Consider the following 14,609-nt stretch of genomic DNA (forward strand, 5'->3'; position numbering starts at 1 on the left):
AAATGTCTAGATAAGGGGATGGAGTATGATTGAATTGGAAATTAGAGTGGAGCGTCTTAGGGAAGCAAAAACAGGGAATATTGTATCATTATCTTCTTATATTGGGTGGGATTATAACAGAGAAGAAATTGAGACTATTTTTAACGCAGGGATTGTATACGGTGTTTGGAATGAGAGAGAGGAACTAATTGCTAGCGCGGCAATAATATTATATGGGGAGAAATTAGCGTCTATCGGAATGGTGATTGTACATCCAGATTATAAGGGGAGAGGGATTGGAAAGATAATAACGGAAGCGTGCGTTAAAAGCGTATCAGCTCATACTCCAATTATGCTGATTGCTACGGATGAAGGGAAACCTTTATATGAAAAGTTAGGATTTAGGGCAGTAAGTTATGTTTCTAAATACATATGTAACTCATACAATGCGAAAGATTATTGTGTAAGAAATGAAGATTATGTGATGAATTATGAAGAGGGTGATTTAGAAAAAATAATAAAAATAGATGAATATGCGTTTGGAACAAATAGAAAAGAGTTTTTAAAGAAAAGAATTATGCAAAGTGAACAGTGTATCGTTGTAAGGGACAAGGAACAAAATGTATTAGGTTACGGTTTAAGCATACAAACACCAGAAAATAAGATAATAGGGCCGGTTGTTGCTAAAAATGATGAGATGGCAATGAGAATAGTACATGATTTAGCAAGAGGGCATAATGGTAAATTAAGAATTGATGTACTAGAAGGAAAGAACGATTTCATGAAAGAATTAGAGATTGCTGGTTTTAAAAAAGTGAATATACCACCAATTATGATGAAAAATAGTAATCGGTTATTAAAAAGAAATAGTGAACTATATAGTATTGCAGCGCAAATTTTTGGATAAAAAAGAATCCTTTTAAATGAAGGATTCTTTTTTGAGCCAATTTAATCACGATATTGGTCATGAGTTGGCTGAAAGAGGTCTTCCTCAATATCTCGCACCATAGAAAAATGATCAACGTTATAATGACCGTGTAAAGTTTTATTGTGATGACCAATAATTTGTTCTGCAGACAATACGTTAGAATCAGTTGTTGAATGACCGTTTTTAATTAATGTAACGTCAAATCCTTGTACAGTTGCTGTCCTAACGGCAGTGTCAATGCAATGTTCTGTTTTACATCCGCCTATAACAATATGATTAATGTTTTCTTCTTTTAAAAGTTCAAGTAAAGAAGTACCGTAGAATGAATTGGTTGCTGCTTTATTAATAAAGATTGCAGACTGGGGTACTTGAATTTGATTATGTACTTCAAATCCTTCGCCACTACCTGAAGCAACATCGATATCTCTTACAAAAACAATAAGAGCATTTGAATCTATTGCTTTCTGCAGGGCTATATTTAGTGTAGATAATAGCTCGGTTTTACGAAAAACTTCATTTTCTTGCTCATTTCCATCAATTAATTCTTGTTGAGCGTCGATAATTAATAGTGCTTGTTTCATCGTGTCTCCCCTTTAATATGAAATAAGTTCCACTGTACATATTCCTTCAGATTGTTAGGAAATCCTCTATTGTAAGAGAAGTAGAAGATTGATTTACAAAGTTGTCAAAGAAATTTCATTCTCATAGCGTGTAAAAACATGTATGATAGGAGATGGAGAATTTTTGAGTAGGTGGGAATAACATGCAAACAGTAGAAGATTATCTTTCATTCTTACATACGAAAGGATTTAAATTATCAGAGGAAGCACAAGGGTTTATTATGTTTGGACAAGGATATACTGGTGCGTCTGATGGGATTGTGAACGCAGCAATAGAAGCGACAATTAAACATCAATTGCAGTTTGATGGTAGTTATTTCGTTGCGTTATTAGAACGATTGAAAGAGGAAGAAATTACAGATAAAAAAAGCGCTAAGGCTTTTATGCGGAAGTTACAAGCGTAACTTCACGCAGCCTGCGCTTCTTTTTTTGTTTTGGAAGGTAATTCAACAAAAATCATGCCTAGAAAAATACATAGACATCCGATAATAGCAGAAATAGAAAGTTGTTCATTTGCAACGAGAACGCCTGTTAATGCAGCAAAAACGGGCTCCATTGCGAAAATAATTGCTACTCTCGTTGGAGAAGTGTGTTTTTGTGCCGATGTTTGAATGAAAAAAGCAATAGATGTTGCAAACAGGGCAGTTAGAAAGAGTGCGAATAAAAAGGATTGATTCGTCCATAGTGATACTGAAAATAACTTTTTCCAATCTTCAAACAAGAAAGCGCAAATAGAAGAAAATATACCAACAGCTAATACTTGAGATGTGCTTAATAATAAAGGTGATATTTTTTTAGAAAAGAAGCCGTTAATAAGAATATGGGCAGCGAAAGCGACTGCACAACCGAGAACAAGTATATCTCCTATATTTAATTGGAAAGAATCAGCAGCTGTTAATAAGTACAAACCTGTTGTAGCTACAGCAATGCCAAGTACGATGAAAATGGTGGCTTTTTGTTTTAAAAAGATAAAGGATAAGATTGGGACCATAACAATGCTTAGCCCAGTTAAGAAACCTGCTTTTGAAGAAGTTGTATAAAGTAAGCCAAATGTTTGTAATAAATAGCCGACAAATAAGAAGAACCCAACCATTAATCCAGCTAAACTACTATGTTTTAATTCTTGTTTTGAAGTTTTCTGTGAAAAAATAATTTGAACGAATAATAAAATAATTCCAGCGAATAAAAAGCGAATACCATTAAACGTAAATGGACCAACGAAAGACATAGCGTTTTGAACGACAACAAACGTAGCTCCCCAAATAAAAGAGACAAATAATAAAGCAAGAGGAGCAATCCACTCTTTTTTCACACTCATACCCCCGTTAATTTTGTAAGATAGCTTTTCTAGCTAATTCATCAGCTACTTTATTTTGACTACTTGGAATCCACTTAATAAAAAAGAGATCGAAGTTTTTTATGTACTGTAGTGCTTCATCTAAAAGAGGTGCAAATATTTTATTTTTTGCGTATTCCTTTTCAACAGCCCGCTCAACAAGCTGCGAATCTGTACGAAAAGAGACAGTGCTATAATTATGCTCAATGCAATATTTTAATGCTAGAAGTAAAGCGCGGTACTCTGCTTCATGATTGGACATTGTTCCAAGTGGTACTGATAATTGTACAGGCGGCTGAACGCCTTTAATAAACACTCCTGCACCAGAAGGACCAGGATTTCCTTTTGATGCACCATCAATATATACTTCAATCAAAATGAGAAACCTCCAAATTATAAGATTATCCCCTACTTAAATATTTTTTTGAAGTAGGGGATAGAGTAGTTATCCGATTGTGATGCTGTAACGACATGTAAATGTTTCATTCGCTTGTAAAGATTGAATTCCCTTTTTGTCCTTGAAATCTTTTGCTGGATTTACTTCATCAGCGATTCCATACCAAGGTTCAATACATAAGAAAGGTGCGTTATCCCCTGGTGTCCATACGCCGACAAATGGAAATCCATCAAATTCTACTTTTACAAATTTATTATGTTTATGAGAACGAATCGAAATTTCATTCGTATTCATATGTTCAAAAATAAGTGCATCATTTTTGAATAAATCGTATGTAAGTGGCAATTCAGTCGTATTTTCAGCGATTAATTGCTTTTTGTTTGAAAGATAAGGTCCTTCTAATACGCTTGTTTCTAAGCGTTCCGAACCATTAAACGATAAGTGATAATCTGTAAATGATTCACCGTCCAATAAAGGGAAGTTGAATCCAGGATGTGCTCCGATTGAGAAGAACATTTCTTTAGAAGTAGGATTGTTTACTTCATATGTTACATGAACACTTTGTCCATCTAGCTCATAAGAAACGAGTAATTCGAATTCGTATGGGTATTTTTTTAATGTTTCTTCATTACTAGTAACGATATAAGTGATCTTTGTTTCGCTTTGTTCTTTCACAGAAAAAGTAAGATCACGAGCGAAACCGTGTTGTGTTAATGAATATGGTTTACCGTCTACGTAGTATGTATTATCTACTAATCGACCGACAATTGGGAACAAAATTGGTGCACGGCGTCCCCAATAAGCAGAATCACCTTGCCATAAATATTCTATGTTGTCTTCTTTTAAGCGAACGCTCTGTAATTCTGCACCTTTGTCAGAAATGGAAACGATCACTTTTTCATTTTGAATTGTTGCTGTCATGAAGTGAAACCTCCTAAATCTTTCATATGTTTCATTATACGTTGTCTAAAAGAAAAAAGGTAGTTCACGATAGGAATCTATTGACGAAAGAGGGGCTACCACGTAAAATATAATCTTGTTGCTAAAAAAAAGAATAACGTGGTTCGAAACCATCCCACGTAAAAAAACTAAGGAGATTTTGTCATGAATATTAGAACATTAGTCGGTAATGGTATTTTAGCGGCATTATATATTGCTGTTTCTATGCTTATTCAGCCATTTGGCTTTACGAATGTACAGTTTCGTATTTCAGAGATGTTTAATCATCTCGTTGTATTTAACAAGAAAGCAATTTACGGAATTGTATTAGGTGTATTTTTAACGAATCTCTTTTTCTCACCTATGATCGCTTATGATTTAGTATTTGGAGTAGGTCAATCTATTCTTGCATTAGTTGCAACGATTATTTCTATGCGATTTATTAAAGGTGTTTGGGCTCGTATGATTTTTAATACAGTTATCTTTACGATTACAATGTTTATGATTGCAATTGAACTTCATCTTGCATTTGATCTACCATTTATGTGGACTTGGTTAACATGTGCAGCAGGTGAATTCGTAGTAATGGCGATCGGTATGCCTGTAATGTACTGGATTAATAAGCGAGTACAATTTGAAAGATTTATGTAATAGATGAAAGAGCCATTCCTTATATAGGATGGCTCTTTTTGTATGTGATTATATTGAATATAATTCTTTGACTCTTGATAAAATATAATAAAATAAAGTGAGGCTTCAATTAGCCGGATAAATAAGAAGTCTTACATAAGGGGAATGAAGTATGAAATATAAAATTCATTGGTTGTATAAAACAAAGCGCGGATTGCAGACGGAATTAACGACAGAGTATATGAACATAGAAGAAGTACTTCAATTTGCAGAGGATTTTGAGAAAACAGGAAGAGTAAAAGAATTTTCATTTTATGATGAAATGGACGCGGAATGGTCATTAAAAGAGATGAAAAAGTTAAGTAAGCAAGTAGAGGAAGAGCCCCAAGAAATACTCGTTTATTTTGATGGGGGGTATGATGTGCAAACGAAAGAAGCTGGCGTTGGTATATGTGTGTATTATAAAAAAGGAAATACAAACTACCGGATTCGCCGCAATGCATATATAGAAGGTATATATGATAATAATGAAGCGGAATATGCATCGTTACTATACGGTATGAATATACTCGAGGAATTAGGGATTAAGTATGAAGCAGTTACACTTCACGGTGATTCTCAAGTTGTACTGCAGCAATTAGCCGGAGAATGGCCTTGTTATGATGAGCATTTAAACCATTATTTAGATCAAATTGAACAAAAGGCGAAGCAAATGAAATTAAAACTTATATGTGAACCAATATCTAGAAAACAAAATAAAGAAGCACATCAATTAGCTACGCAAGCATTGGAAGGGACAGTTATTGATAGTCATAAAGAAATAACTGAATAGAGAGGTGCAAAGGTGGATAAAAAGCAACTCATTACAGAGGTAAATGACTTATTAGAAACGTATTGTGAAGGATGTTTCTTGCGAGAACATAATCGAAAGACAAATAGTAAATATTATGCCCATTCATTTTGTATACGGCAATGTACAGTTGGAGAAACATTGAAAAAGTATGGAGAACGGTTGTCATGAAAAAACATCCAGAGAAAATTCTCTGGATGTTTTTTAGTGTCTTGCTTCGTTTAGTTGATGCTCACATTTATTTAATTTCTTTTCCTCATTCATTAAAAATGGCTCATCTAAATCAGTTGCAACAGATTTCATAATTTCAAGCTGAGAGCGAGCTGCTTCTACAGCAGTAGTAGCATGCTCTAATGTATCTGGATCCATTGAAATTGTTGCTGATCCTACCATTTTTTGTGCTGTTTCTACACGGAATTTCACTTCTTCAAAATCATTTACTTCTGATCCCATTAATAATTCCTCCTTTGTATAGTGCGCATTTCACATAGTTTTTGCTCTGTAAAACGGAAATATACAAAGGAATAACAAAGGAGGTTACCAAGTAAGGCAACCTCCTGTTATATGTTGGATTAAAGTTTTACTACGTTAGCAGCTTGAGGTCCGCGGTTACCTTCAGTAATGTCGAAAGATACTTCTTGACCTTCTTCTAAAGCTTTGTAGCCGTCTCCTTGAATAGCAGAGAAATGTACGAATACATCGTCAGCGCCTTCCATTTCGATAAATCCAAAACCTTTTTCGTTGTTAAACCATTTTACTTTTCCTTGCATGTTACAATTCCTCCTAAAAGCGTTTACTATTTTCATTTAGTGAAATTCATTAAAAAAATAATATAAACTAAAAATGCTATATTCTTGAATATTCTGCTAAATGATTAATTTAAATATACACGAATTGGGAGAATTTAGTCAAGTAAGCGATTTTATTTTTTTGTATTTTTAAATAATTTTCCAGTCAAATTTTTAAATAGGTATAGGACAGGCCTTGTACGTAATATTCTTAATTGAATGCTATACATAATGAGGTGAAAGAATGAATAAGTCTTACTTATTAGATAATGAAGGAATGAGAACGAGAACCGACATACCGGATTGGGTTGCAAAAGAATTTGAGATTTTTTCAAATGTTGTGTTAGAACCAACTTTTCCATGTTATTTCGGTTTAACAGCTTTGAAAAAGAATGAACTTCGTTATTCATTTCTTTCTCATAATGATTGGAGTCATTTGCCGCATACAATGTTATCTTTTTTAGACTTAATGAAAGAGAGACCGATTGTAAGAAGGGGCTTTTTCCTTTTTGTAGAACCGGAATGTGAAGAACGATCACTCGAATATTACCGTGATTCTTTTTGGAAAGTGTTACAGTATTTACATGAAAACGATAATCAAGCATGGCCAAAGCAAATTCCTGAAGACCCAGACCATTATTTATGGGAATTTTCATTTGGTGGTGAGCCAATATTCGCATTTGGAAATGCGCCAGCTTATAAACAACGAAAAACTAGACATTTAGGGAATTCTCTCGTTATTGGGTTTCAGCCACGCACTATTTTTGATGGATTAGAGGGAGATCGTCCTAAAGGAACATATTCAAGACAAATGGTCCGTGAGCGAGTTGAAAAGTGGGATCAATTGCCGAAACATCCTAACATTAGTCATTATGGTGACCCAGAGCATCGTGAATGGAAACAATATTTCATAGGAGACGATGTAGAGCCAATAAAAGGGAAATGTCCTTTTATTCATAGGATAGAAAAGTAAGAGCCATCATCTAGATGGCTCTTTTGTATATTTTGGATAAAAAAGGGTATTTTATTATGAAAGCTAGTCTATTTTTTAAAATTACATCATTAACTAGTAGTAAAGAGAGTAGAAAGGATAGAGCGATGATTGGAGCAATTATACAGCAAATCGTATTAGGTATATCATTAGCTGCGCCAGTAGGGCCGATTAATATTGAAATGTTAAAACGAGGAATTGAACGTGGGTTTTGGCACGCTTGGGTTGTTGGAATTGGTGGAATGACTGCAGATGTTTTATTTATGCTTCTCATTTATTTCGGTTTATCTTCTGTGTTTATGTATACATATGTACAAGCCTTCATGTATTGCACGGGTTTTTTCTTGTTATTTTATTTAGGATTTCAAAGTGTAAAACAAGGAATTTTCGAATCGAATATGGAATATAAAAAAGAAGAGGTAGGTGGCCTTAAGCAATCGTTTATGGCAGGATTTTTAATTGCGATATCCAATCCATTAAATCTTGTTTTTTGGTTTGGTATATACGGAAGTACACTTAGCTCATTACTTATGAAGGTAACGAAACAAGAAGCTTTTTTGTACAGTCTTTGCATTATTGTTGGTATTATTTTATGGAATTTAAATATTGCTTTTTCTGTACATTTTGGAAGAACTTTATTAAAACCAAAAGCGCTTGGCTACATAACAGCCGGAGCAGGTATTATTTTAGTAGGTTACTCTATACATTTTGCATACAAAGCTTTACAGTTGTTCACATAAGATTGAAGGGGAGATTTTTATGTATCGAACCACTATTGACGGAAAAGAAATTATAATTACGTTAGCGCCAAAAATCCGAAAAGAAATTACTGATAGAAATCCACTATATGAAGCGGTATTTCATAATGCTGCAAGATTGTTACAAACAAAGCAACCGACGTTTGCAGTAAATCATGAAATATTTGGGCTCATTATTGGAGAAGTGCAAAGAGGAGAAGTAACAGTGTTTGCAGTGGAACATATTATTCCGAAGCAAAATATATTTGGATCAAACAATTTTTTCTCGGCAATAGAACAGCAGGCAAATTTGTAAAGTGAATAGAATAAGAATAGAAAAGAAATAGTCGTAACGATATGTTGCGGCTGTTTTTTTGGAAAAGGGGGAAACAAGATGAAGAAAGTGGGGAAAGAGTTCTTTTTACAACATGATATTGTTATTATGTATAGCATTCTATTTATTTTCATTATTATTTTAAAAATGCAATTTTTTACGTGGTTTGGCATGTTAGCATGTATGTTTGGGATTGTTTTCTATACACTTAATGAATATATGACACATCGTTTTTTATTCCATATAAAGCCACCTAAAAACACATTTCTATTAAAAATGTTAAGAAGATTGCATTATGATCACCACGTATATCCAGATGATTTAAAACTTTTGTTTTTACCTGTATGGTTTAGTATACCTAGTTTTACTATATATTTACTTATAGCATATGGTATTACAAAAAGTGTTACTATTGCACTTTCATTTGGAATCGGAATGATTATCATGCTGCTCGTTTACGAATGGAAACATTATATTGCTCATAGACCGATTCGTCCCGTCACTAAGTTTGGAAGATGGCTAAAAAAACAACATATATTACACCATTATAAAAACGAAAAGTTTTGGTTTGGTGTTTCAAATCCAGTATTCGATTTTATATTTGGAACACTTAAAGACGGAAAAGATGTTGAGTTAAGCGAAACGGCTCGTAATTTAGAAAAGGAAAAAAAGACAAAAGTAGTGCGGTAAGCACTGCTTTTGTCTTAATGAGGATAAATAAGTAAGGTGTCACTTTATTTTGAAAAAGTATATTAAAAATTTAGGGGAAATTGCCGAAAAATGTCTATCAAAAAATCTTTGCATGAATGCATGGATTGTCTAAAATGAATATAAGTTTCTGAATATTTATAAAATTTAGTCTTTATGTATGCAAGGGGGAAGTGTATTTTAAGTAAGAGAGGGGATCGGTTAATGAAACGAGACGATACGTCAGCACGTAAGTTGCAAAATGAGGTGAATTATACAGAGGTCGTTCAGTCGGAAGAATTTCAATTGTTATTAAATACGAAAAAGAAGTTTATCATTCCAATGAGTATTTTCTTTTTTAGTTTTTTTATCGCATTACCTATTCTAACATCGTATTCAAAGGTGCTTAATACACCTGCATTTGGAGACGTTACATGGGCGTGGGTATTTGCTTTTTCCCAATTTATTATGACATGGGCACTATGTATGATTTATAGCAAAAAAGCAGAATCATTTGATGAAATCTCCCGAAAAATTTTGCAAGATATGCAAAAAGGGAGGGGCTGAACTTGAATACTACTGCATTTGCACTATTTTTAATTATTGTTCTTGGTACGCTCGTCATAACCTATTTTGCATCGAAAAAAACGAAAAATGCGAGTGAATTTTATACGGCTGGAGGGGGATTAACTGGTTGGCAAAATGGTCTGGCCATTGCTGGAGATTACATGTCTGCTGCTTCATTTCTCGGTATAGCTGGAGCAATCGCATTAACTGGGTTTGATGGATTCTTTTATAGTATCGGTTTTTTAGTTGCTTATTTAGTTGTACTATATCTTGTTGCAGAACCGCTTAGAAATTTAGGAAAGTACACTTTGGCGGATATGATTGCAGCACGCTTTGACGCGAAAAAAGTTCGCGGAGTTGCAGCTCTTAATACGATGACGATTTCTATCTTTTATATGATTGCACAATTAGTTGGCGCGGGTGCACTTATTAAATTATTATTAGGGATTGAATATACGACATCTGTATTAATCGTTGGAACACTTATGACGGTGTATGTTATTTTTGGTGGTATGACAGCAACGAGCTGGGTACAAATTGTAAAGGCTGTATTACTTATGGCCGGTACGTTTATTATTTCTGTTATCGTTTTCGCAAAATTCAACTTCAGCGTGACTGAAATGTTTGCCCAAATGAAAACAGCTACACCATTAAAAGATTCATTTTTAAATCCAGGTGTAAAGTATAAGGATGGCCTTGATACACTTTCTTTAAATTTAGGACTAGTACTTGGTACAGCTGGATTACCACATATACTTGTCCGCTTTTTTACAGTACGTGATGCAAAAACTGCACGTCAATCTGTCGTATATGCGACATGGTTAATTGGTGCATTTTATATTATGACGATTTTCTTAGGATTTGGTGCGGCAGCGTTTGTAGGAAATGAAGCGATTATTAAAGCGAACCCAGCGGGTAATATGGCAGCACCTTTATTAGCCAAAGCGTTAGGTGGAGACTTCTTATTTGCTTTCGTATCAGCAATTGCTTTTGCAACAATTTTGGCTGTAGTGGCAGGTCTCGTATTAACGGCAGCATCAGCATTCGCTCATGATTTTTATAATGAGATTATTCGCAAAGGGAAATCAACGGAAAAAGAGCAAGTATCTATGGCTCGTTATGCATCTATTGGGGTAGCGATATTATCTATCATACTTGCATTATTTGCCCAAACATTAAACGTAGCATTTTTAGTATCATTAGCATTTGCAGTTGCAGCGAGTGCAAATCTACCAGTGATTTTATTTACAATATATTGGAAGCGTTTTAATACAACGGGTGCTATTTCCGGTATGATTGTAGGGCTCGTATCAGCAATTGTTCTCGTAGCGTTGAGTCCGAATGTTTGGAACCCTGTAGCTGGAAAAGCTATTTTTGTTGGGGAAGCGATATTCCCATATACGACACCAGGAATTATTTCAATTCCGCTCGGATTTCTTGCAGCATATTTAGGAACTGTTTTATCTAGTAAGAAAGAAGATGCAGCGAAATTTGATGAAATTCTTGTGAAATCTAATACTGGTCACGGTATTAGTGATGCGTCTTCACATTAAATAAAAGAGGAGCTTTTCGATAGATAAGAAAAGCTCTTTTTTCTTTTGTCATTTTCTTGTAAATATTACTGATTTGTAAGTAGGATTTGTCTTAATTTTGTGGAATGAAAATAGCAGGGAGAAATTTAAGTCATCATGGCACCAGCGCAGCTTTTGTGAAAAATAAGTTGTTATGGAAGGTGGAAGTAATGATGAAAACGAAGCAAACTGATGAATTATTAGCAAAAGATGAGCAATATGTTTGGCACGGAATGCGTCCCTTTAGTCCAAATAGTACAATGGTAGGGGCAAAAGCTGAAGGGTGCTGGGTTGAAGATATACAAGGAAAAAGATATTTAGATGGTATGAGTGGTCTTTGGTGTGTGAATAGTGGATATGGAAGAACGGAGCTCGCAGAAGCGGCTTATAAGCAATTACAAACATTATCATACTTTCCAATGTCACAATCTCATGAACCAGCTATAAAGCTTGCTGAAAAGTTAAATGAGTGGCTTGGGGGAGAGTATGTTATTTTCTTCTCAAATAGTGGTTCAGAAGCGAACGAAACAGCTTTTAAAATAGCAAGGCAATACTATGCGCAAAAAGGTGAACCACATCGTTATAAATTTATGTCACGTTATCGTGGGTATCACGGGAATACAATGGCGACAATGGCAGCGACGGGACAAGCGCAGCGTAGATATCAATATGAGCCGTTTGCTTCAGGCTTTTTACACGTAACACCACCGGATTGTTACCGTATGCCTGAAATTGAAGGGCAGCATATCTATGATGTAGAATGTGTGAAAGAAGTCGATCGTGTTATGACGTGGGAATTAAGTGAAACAATTGCTGCGTTTATTATGGAACCTATTATTACAGGCGGGGGCATATTAATGCCACCACAAGACTATATGAAAGCTGTTCATGAGACATGTCAAAAACACGGTGCCTTGCTTATAAGTGATGAAGTGATTTGCGGCTTCGGTCGTACAGGAAAAGCATTCGGATTTATGAATTATGATGTGAAGCCAGATATTATTACAATGGCAAAAGGCATTACGAGCGCATATTTACCATTATCTGCAACAGCTGTGAAAAAAGAAATATATGAGGCTTTTAAAGGTAAAGGAGAATATGAATTTTTCCGTCATATTAATACATTTGGTGGAAATCCAGCAGCTTGTGCATTAGCACTTAAAAATTTAGAGATTATGGAAAATGAAAATTTAATTGAGCGATCTGCACAAATGGGTTCCCTTTTATTAGAGCAACTAAAAGATGAAATTGGGGAACATCCGCTTGTTGGGGATATTAGAGGAAAAGGTCTATTAGTTGGAATTGAATTAGTAAATGATAAAGAGACGAAAGAGCCAATTGATAACGACAAAATCGTAAGTGTCGTAAATGCTTGTAAAGAAAAAGGGCTTATTATAGGACGAAACGGTATGACGACAGCAGGATATAATAACGTCTTAACATTAGCACCGCCGCTTATTATTTCAAGTGAAGAAATTGCCTTTGTTGTTGGAACGTTGAAGACGGCGATGGAACGTATTTAATGAATCGAGCGAGCTGTAATATACAGCTCGCTTTTGTTTATTATGTGAAATATGATAAATTTTTCAAAGGGAGGGGAATTATTATGAAGAAATATGATCCTAATCAACATTATCACATCGGATATTATGAAGATGGATATGATTTAGAAGTGACAGCGTACAAAAGAATACATGAACCAGTTTGGGATGCTTATATTCCGCACTATGAGGTGGACGATTTTTATAAGAAAGTGGAGGAAATGAAACTGGGTGAATATATAGATGATTATGGTATTAAGGTGTATTCATTTAGTAATGATATCAATGATGAAGAAGCACGAACTATTTTTGAAAAATGGTTAAAAACGAATGGAATTGTTTAAAGATAAAATGAAAAAGGAGATTGCTATCTTATAAAATAGCAATCTCCTTTTATTATAGTAAACTTATTTACTTGCTTTCATTGCTTTATCTTTTGCACCAAACGTGTATTTTAACATTGGTGGTGTAATCATTGTAGTTAAAATAACGACAATAACGATTGCTGTAAAGTAATCTTGTGCCAATAGACCTGAAGAAAGTCCTGTTCCTGCAATGATAAGTGCAACTTCACCACGAGAAACCATACCAGAACCGATAATTGCAGAAGACTTAGCATCAAATCCAGTCATGCGTGCACCAACACCACAACCAATTAGTTTCGTTAATACAGCGATTACTGTTAATGCTAAGATGAACCAAATTTGATTGCCAATACCGTCAAATGTAATATTCATACCGATACTAACGAAGAATACTGGAACGAACATAGCGTAAGCAATTGGTTCTACTTTCTTTTCTACTTCATGTTTGTAGTTTGTTTGAGAAATTGCAATACCAGCAGCGAAAGCACCGATAATACCAGCAATTCCTAATAGTTCGCCAAAATATGCGAATGAGAAACAGATGATAAGAGCTGCGCTCACGATAGACTCAGATACGCGCAGTGGTGATAACCAACGCATAATTGCTGGAACACCTTTCCATCCGATTAAAATAATAGAAGCGAAGAATACTACTTTCTTCAAGATAATCATTGTTAAGTTAACATCATCAGTGCCTAAGAAGCTCATTGCGAATGCTAATAAAATAACAACAAGAATGTCATCAAATACAGCGGCTCCAAGCATCGTCGTACTTTCACGTGTTTTCATTTTACCTAAATCACGAAGTGTTTGTACGGAAATACTAACACTTGTCGCACATAGAAGTAATCCTAAGAATACAGCGTTTCCTTGTTCCATTCCCATAACAAGGCCAGAAACGTAACCACCTATGAATGGAAGAATAATACCTCCGAGTGCAACTGCTAAAGAAGAATTACGATTGGCGTTTAATTCTTCTAAGTCTGTTTCAAGTCCAGCCATAAACATTAGAAGAATAACCCCGACATTACTTAATTGAGTTAGAAGCTCTGAATTTTCAATCCAACCTAATAAAGCTGGACCGATAACGATACCGACAATTAATTTACCTAGTACAGAAGGTTGACCTAATCTAACACTAAGATCACCAGCAAGCTTTGTACTTAATAAAATAAGTGCAATTTGAAAGAAAAATTCGAATTCCATCTGATCCTCTCCTCATCATTTTTAGTTTTATCATACGATTTCTCGGAATTTGCCTAATGAAAATATGTAAAACCCATTAAACAAAAGGGTCTGATTACAAGTTCTTTTGAACTCGTAATTTGAACCTGTAATTAATATATAAT

General features: G+C 34.7%; 20 protein-coding genes and 1 riboswitch. Of the genes, 13 read left to right on the forward strand and 7 right to left on the reverse strand.

Annotated features, from left to right (window positions below):
• Positions 1-25 precede the first annotated feature (25 nt).
• Positions 26-886, forward strand: a complete 861-nt coding sequence (locus GBN78_RS19135; RefSeq protein WP_000571011.1) for a GNAT family N-acetyltransferase — start codon at positions 26-28, stop codon at positions 884-886.
• 41 nt (positions 887-927) lie between these two features.
• Here GBN78_RS19135 and GBN78_RS19140 read toward each other — a convergent pair whose 3' ends face one another.
• Positions 928-1,488 carry a cysteine hydrolase family protein gene (locus tag GBN78_RS19140; protein ID WP_000806320.1) on the reverse strand — a complete coding sequence of 187 codons (561 nt, stop codon included), beginning with the start codon at positions 1,486-1,488 and terminating at the stop codon, positions 928-930.
• A gap of 182 nt (positions 1,489-1,670) precedes the next feature.
• Between GBN78_RS19140 and GBN78_RS19145 the strand changes: the two genes are divergently transcribed.
• Positions 1,671-1,931, forward strand: a complete 261-nt coding sequence (locus GBN78_RS19145; protein WP_001195212.1) for a DUF6123 family protein — start codon at positions 1,671-1,673, stop codon at positions 1,929-1,931.
• Between the two features lie 2 nt (positions 1,932-1,933).
• Here the strand turns inward: GBN78_RS19145 and GBN78_RS19150 are convergent, their stop codons facing one another.
• The 3 genes from GBN78_RS19150 to GBN78_RS19160 all read right to left on the reverse strand — a co-directional run bounded on the left by GBN78_RS19150 (position 1,934) and on the right by GBN78_RS19160 (position 4,181).
• Positions 1,934-2,839: a DMT family transporter gene (locus GBN78_RS19150; RefSeq protein WP_000712611.1), complete on the reverse strand. Its 906-nt coding sequence runs from the start codon at positions 2,837-2,839 to the stop codon at positions 1,934-1,936.
• Between the two features lie 13 nt (positions 2,840-2,852).
• A complete protein-coding gene (locus GBN78_RS19155) occupies positions 2,853-3,239 on the reverse strand; it encodes a reverse transcriptase-like protein (RefSeq protein ID WP_000573880.1) in 387 nt (128 codons plus the stop codon).
• Between the two features lie 69 nt (positions 3,240-3,308).
• Positions 3,309-4,181: an aldose 1-epimerase family protein gene (locus GBN78_RS19160; protein ID WP_000127390.1), complete on the reverse strand. Its 873-nt coding sequence runs from the start codon at positions 4,179-4,181 to the stop codon at positions 3,309-3,311.
• A 132-nt stretch (positions 4,182-4,313) separates the two neighbouring features.
• Positions 4,314-4,358: riboswitch (PreQ1 riboswitch) on the forward strand.
• A gap of 6 nt (positions 4,359-4,364) precedes the next feature.
• Here GBN78_RS19160 and GBN78_RS19165 point away from each other — a divergent pair.
• The 3 genes from GBN78_RS19165 to GBN78_RS19175 all read left to right on the forward strand — a co-directional run bounded on the left by GBN78_RS19165 (position 4,365) and on the right by GBN78_RS19175 (position 5,850).
• Positions 4,365-4,850 carry a QueT transporter family protein gene (locus GBN78_RS19165; RefSeq protein WP_001026471.1) on the forward strand — a complete coding sequence of 162 codons (486 nt, stop codon included), beginning with the start codon at positions 4,365-4,367 and terminating at the stop codon, positions 4,848-4,850.
• Between the two features lie 151 nt (positions 4,851-5,001).
• A complete protein-coding gene (locus GBN78_RS19170) occupies positions 5,002-5,661 on the forward strand; it encodes a ribonuclease H family protein (protein WP_000875551.1) in 660 nt (219 codons plus the stop codon).
• A gap of 12 nt (positions 5,662-5,673) precedes the next feature.
• Positions 5,674-5,850, forward strand: a complete 177-nt coding sequence (locus tag GBN78_RS19175) for a zinc-finger domain-containing protein (RefSeq protein WP_001987028.1) — start codon at positions 5,674-5,676, stop codon at positions 5,848-5,850.
• Between the two features lie 33 nt (positions 5,851-5,883).
• Here the strand turns inward: GBN78_RS19175 and GBN78_RS19180 are convergent, their stop codons facing one another.
• Positions 5,884-6,132: a DUF2564 family protein gene (locus tag GBN78_RS19180; RefSeq protein WP_000534392.1), complete on the reverse strand. Its 249-nt coding sequence runs from the start codon at positions 6,130-6,132 to the stop codon at positions 5,884-5,886.
• 119 nt (positions 6,133-6,251) lie between these two features.
• Positions 6,252-6,449, reverse strand: coding sequence for a cold shock-like protein CspB (cspB, locus tag GBN78_RS19185; protein WP_001161731.1), 198 nt, complete (start codon positions 6,447-6,449; stop codon positions 6,252-6,254).
• A 262-nt stretch (positions 6,450-6,711) separates the two neighbouring features.
• Here cspB and GBN78_RS19190 point away from each other — a divergent pair, with 262 nt between their 5' ends.
• From GBN78_RS19190 to GBN78_RS19225, 8 genes are all read left to right on the forward strand, one after another.
• Positions 6,712-7,440 carry a YqcI/YcgG family protein gene (locus tag GBN78_RS19190; protein WP_001043763.1) on the forward strand — a complete coding sequence of 243 codons (729 nt, stop codon included), beginning with the start codon at positions 6,712-6,714 and terminating at the stop codon, positions 7,438-7,440.
• Positions 7,441-7,454: 14 nt separating this feature from the next.
• Positions 7,455-8,198: a LysE family transporter gene (locus GBN78_RS19195; RefSeq protein WP_152127615.1), complete on the forward strand. Its 744-nt coding sequence runs from the start codon at positions 7,455-7,457 to the stop codon at positions 8,196-8,198.
• A 19-nt stretch (positions 8,199-8,217) separates the two neighbouring features.
• Entirely contained in the window at positions 8,218-8,511 is a 294-nt protein-coding gene (locus GBN78_RS19200; protein WP_000286362.1) for a hypothetical protein, read from the forward strand.
• A 78-nt stretch (positions 8,512-8,589) separates the two neighbouring features.
• On the forward strand, positions 8,590-9,219 hold the full coding sequence (locus GBN78_RS19205) for a sterol desaturase family protein (RefSeq protein ID WP_000755396.1): 630 nt from the start codon (positions 8,590-8,592) through the stop codon (positions 9,217-9,219).
• Positions 9,220-9,441: 222 nt separating this feature from the next.
• Positions 9,442-9,783, forward strand: coding sequence for a DUF485 domain-containing protein (locus tag GBN78_RS19210; protein ID WP_000817366.1), 342 nt, complete (start codon positions 9,442-9,444; stop codon positions 9,781-9,783).
• 2 nt (positions 9,784-9,785) lie between these two features.
• Positions 9,786-11,336: a solute symporter family protein gene (locus GBN78_RS19215; protein WP_001098235.1), complete on the forward strand. Its 1,551-nt coding sequence runs from the start codon at positions 9,786-9,788 to the stop codon at positions 11,334-11,336.
• Between the two features lie 191 nt (positions 11,337-11,527).
• Entirely contained in the window at positions 11,528-12,877 is a 1,350-nt protein-coding gene (locus tag GBN78_RS19220; protein ID WP_152127616.1) for an aspartate aminotransferase family protein, read from the forward strand.
• Positions 12,877-13,239, forward strand: coding sequence for a DUF3986 family protein (locus GBN78_RS19225; RefSeq protein ID WP_165852336.1), 363 nt, complete (start codon positions 12,877-12,879; stop codon positions 13,237-13,239). Before GBN78_RS19220 ends, GBN78_RS19225 begins: the two co-directional genes overlap by 1 nt.
• 63 nt (positions 13,240-13,302) lie before the next feature.
• On the opposite strand, the gene GBN78_RS19230 is transcribed toward GBN78_RS19225, so the two are convergent.
• Positions 13,303-14,466: a cation:proton antiporter gene (locus GBN78_RS19230; protein WP_000393877.1), complete on the reverse strand. Its 1,164-nt coding sequence runs from the start codon at positions 14,464-14,466 to the stop codon at positions 13,303-13,305.
• Positions 14,467-14,609: the final 143 nt, after the last annotated feature.

The organism is Bacillus sp. B2-WWTP-C-10-Post-4 (assembly GCF_009183805.1).
In the GTDB taxonomy this organism is placed as follows: Bacteria; Bacillota; Bacilli; order Bacillales; family Bacillaceae_G; genus Bacillus_A; species Bacillus_A cereus.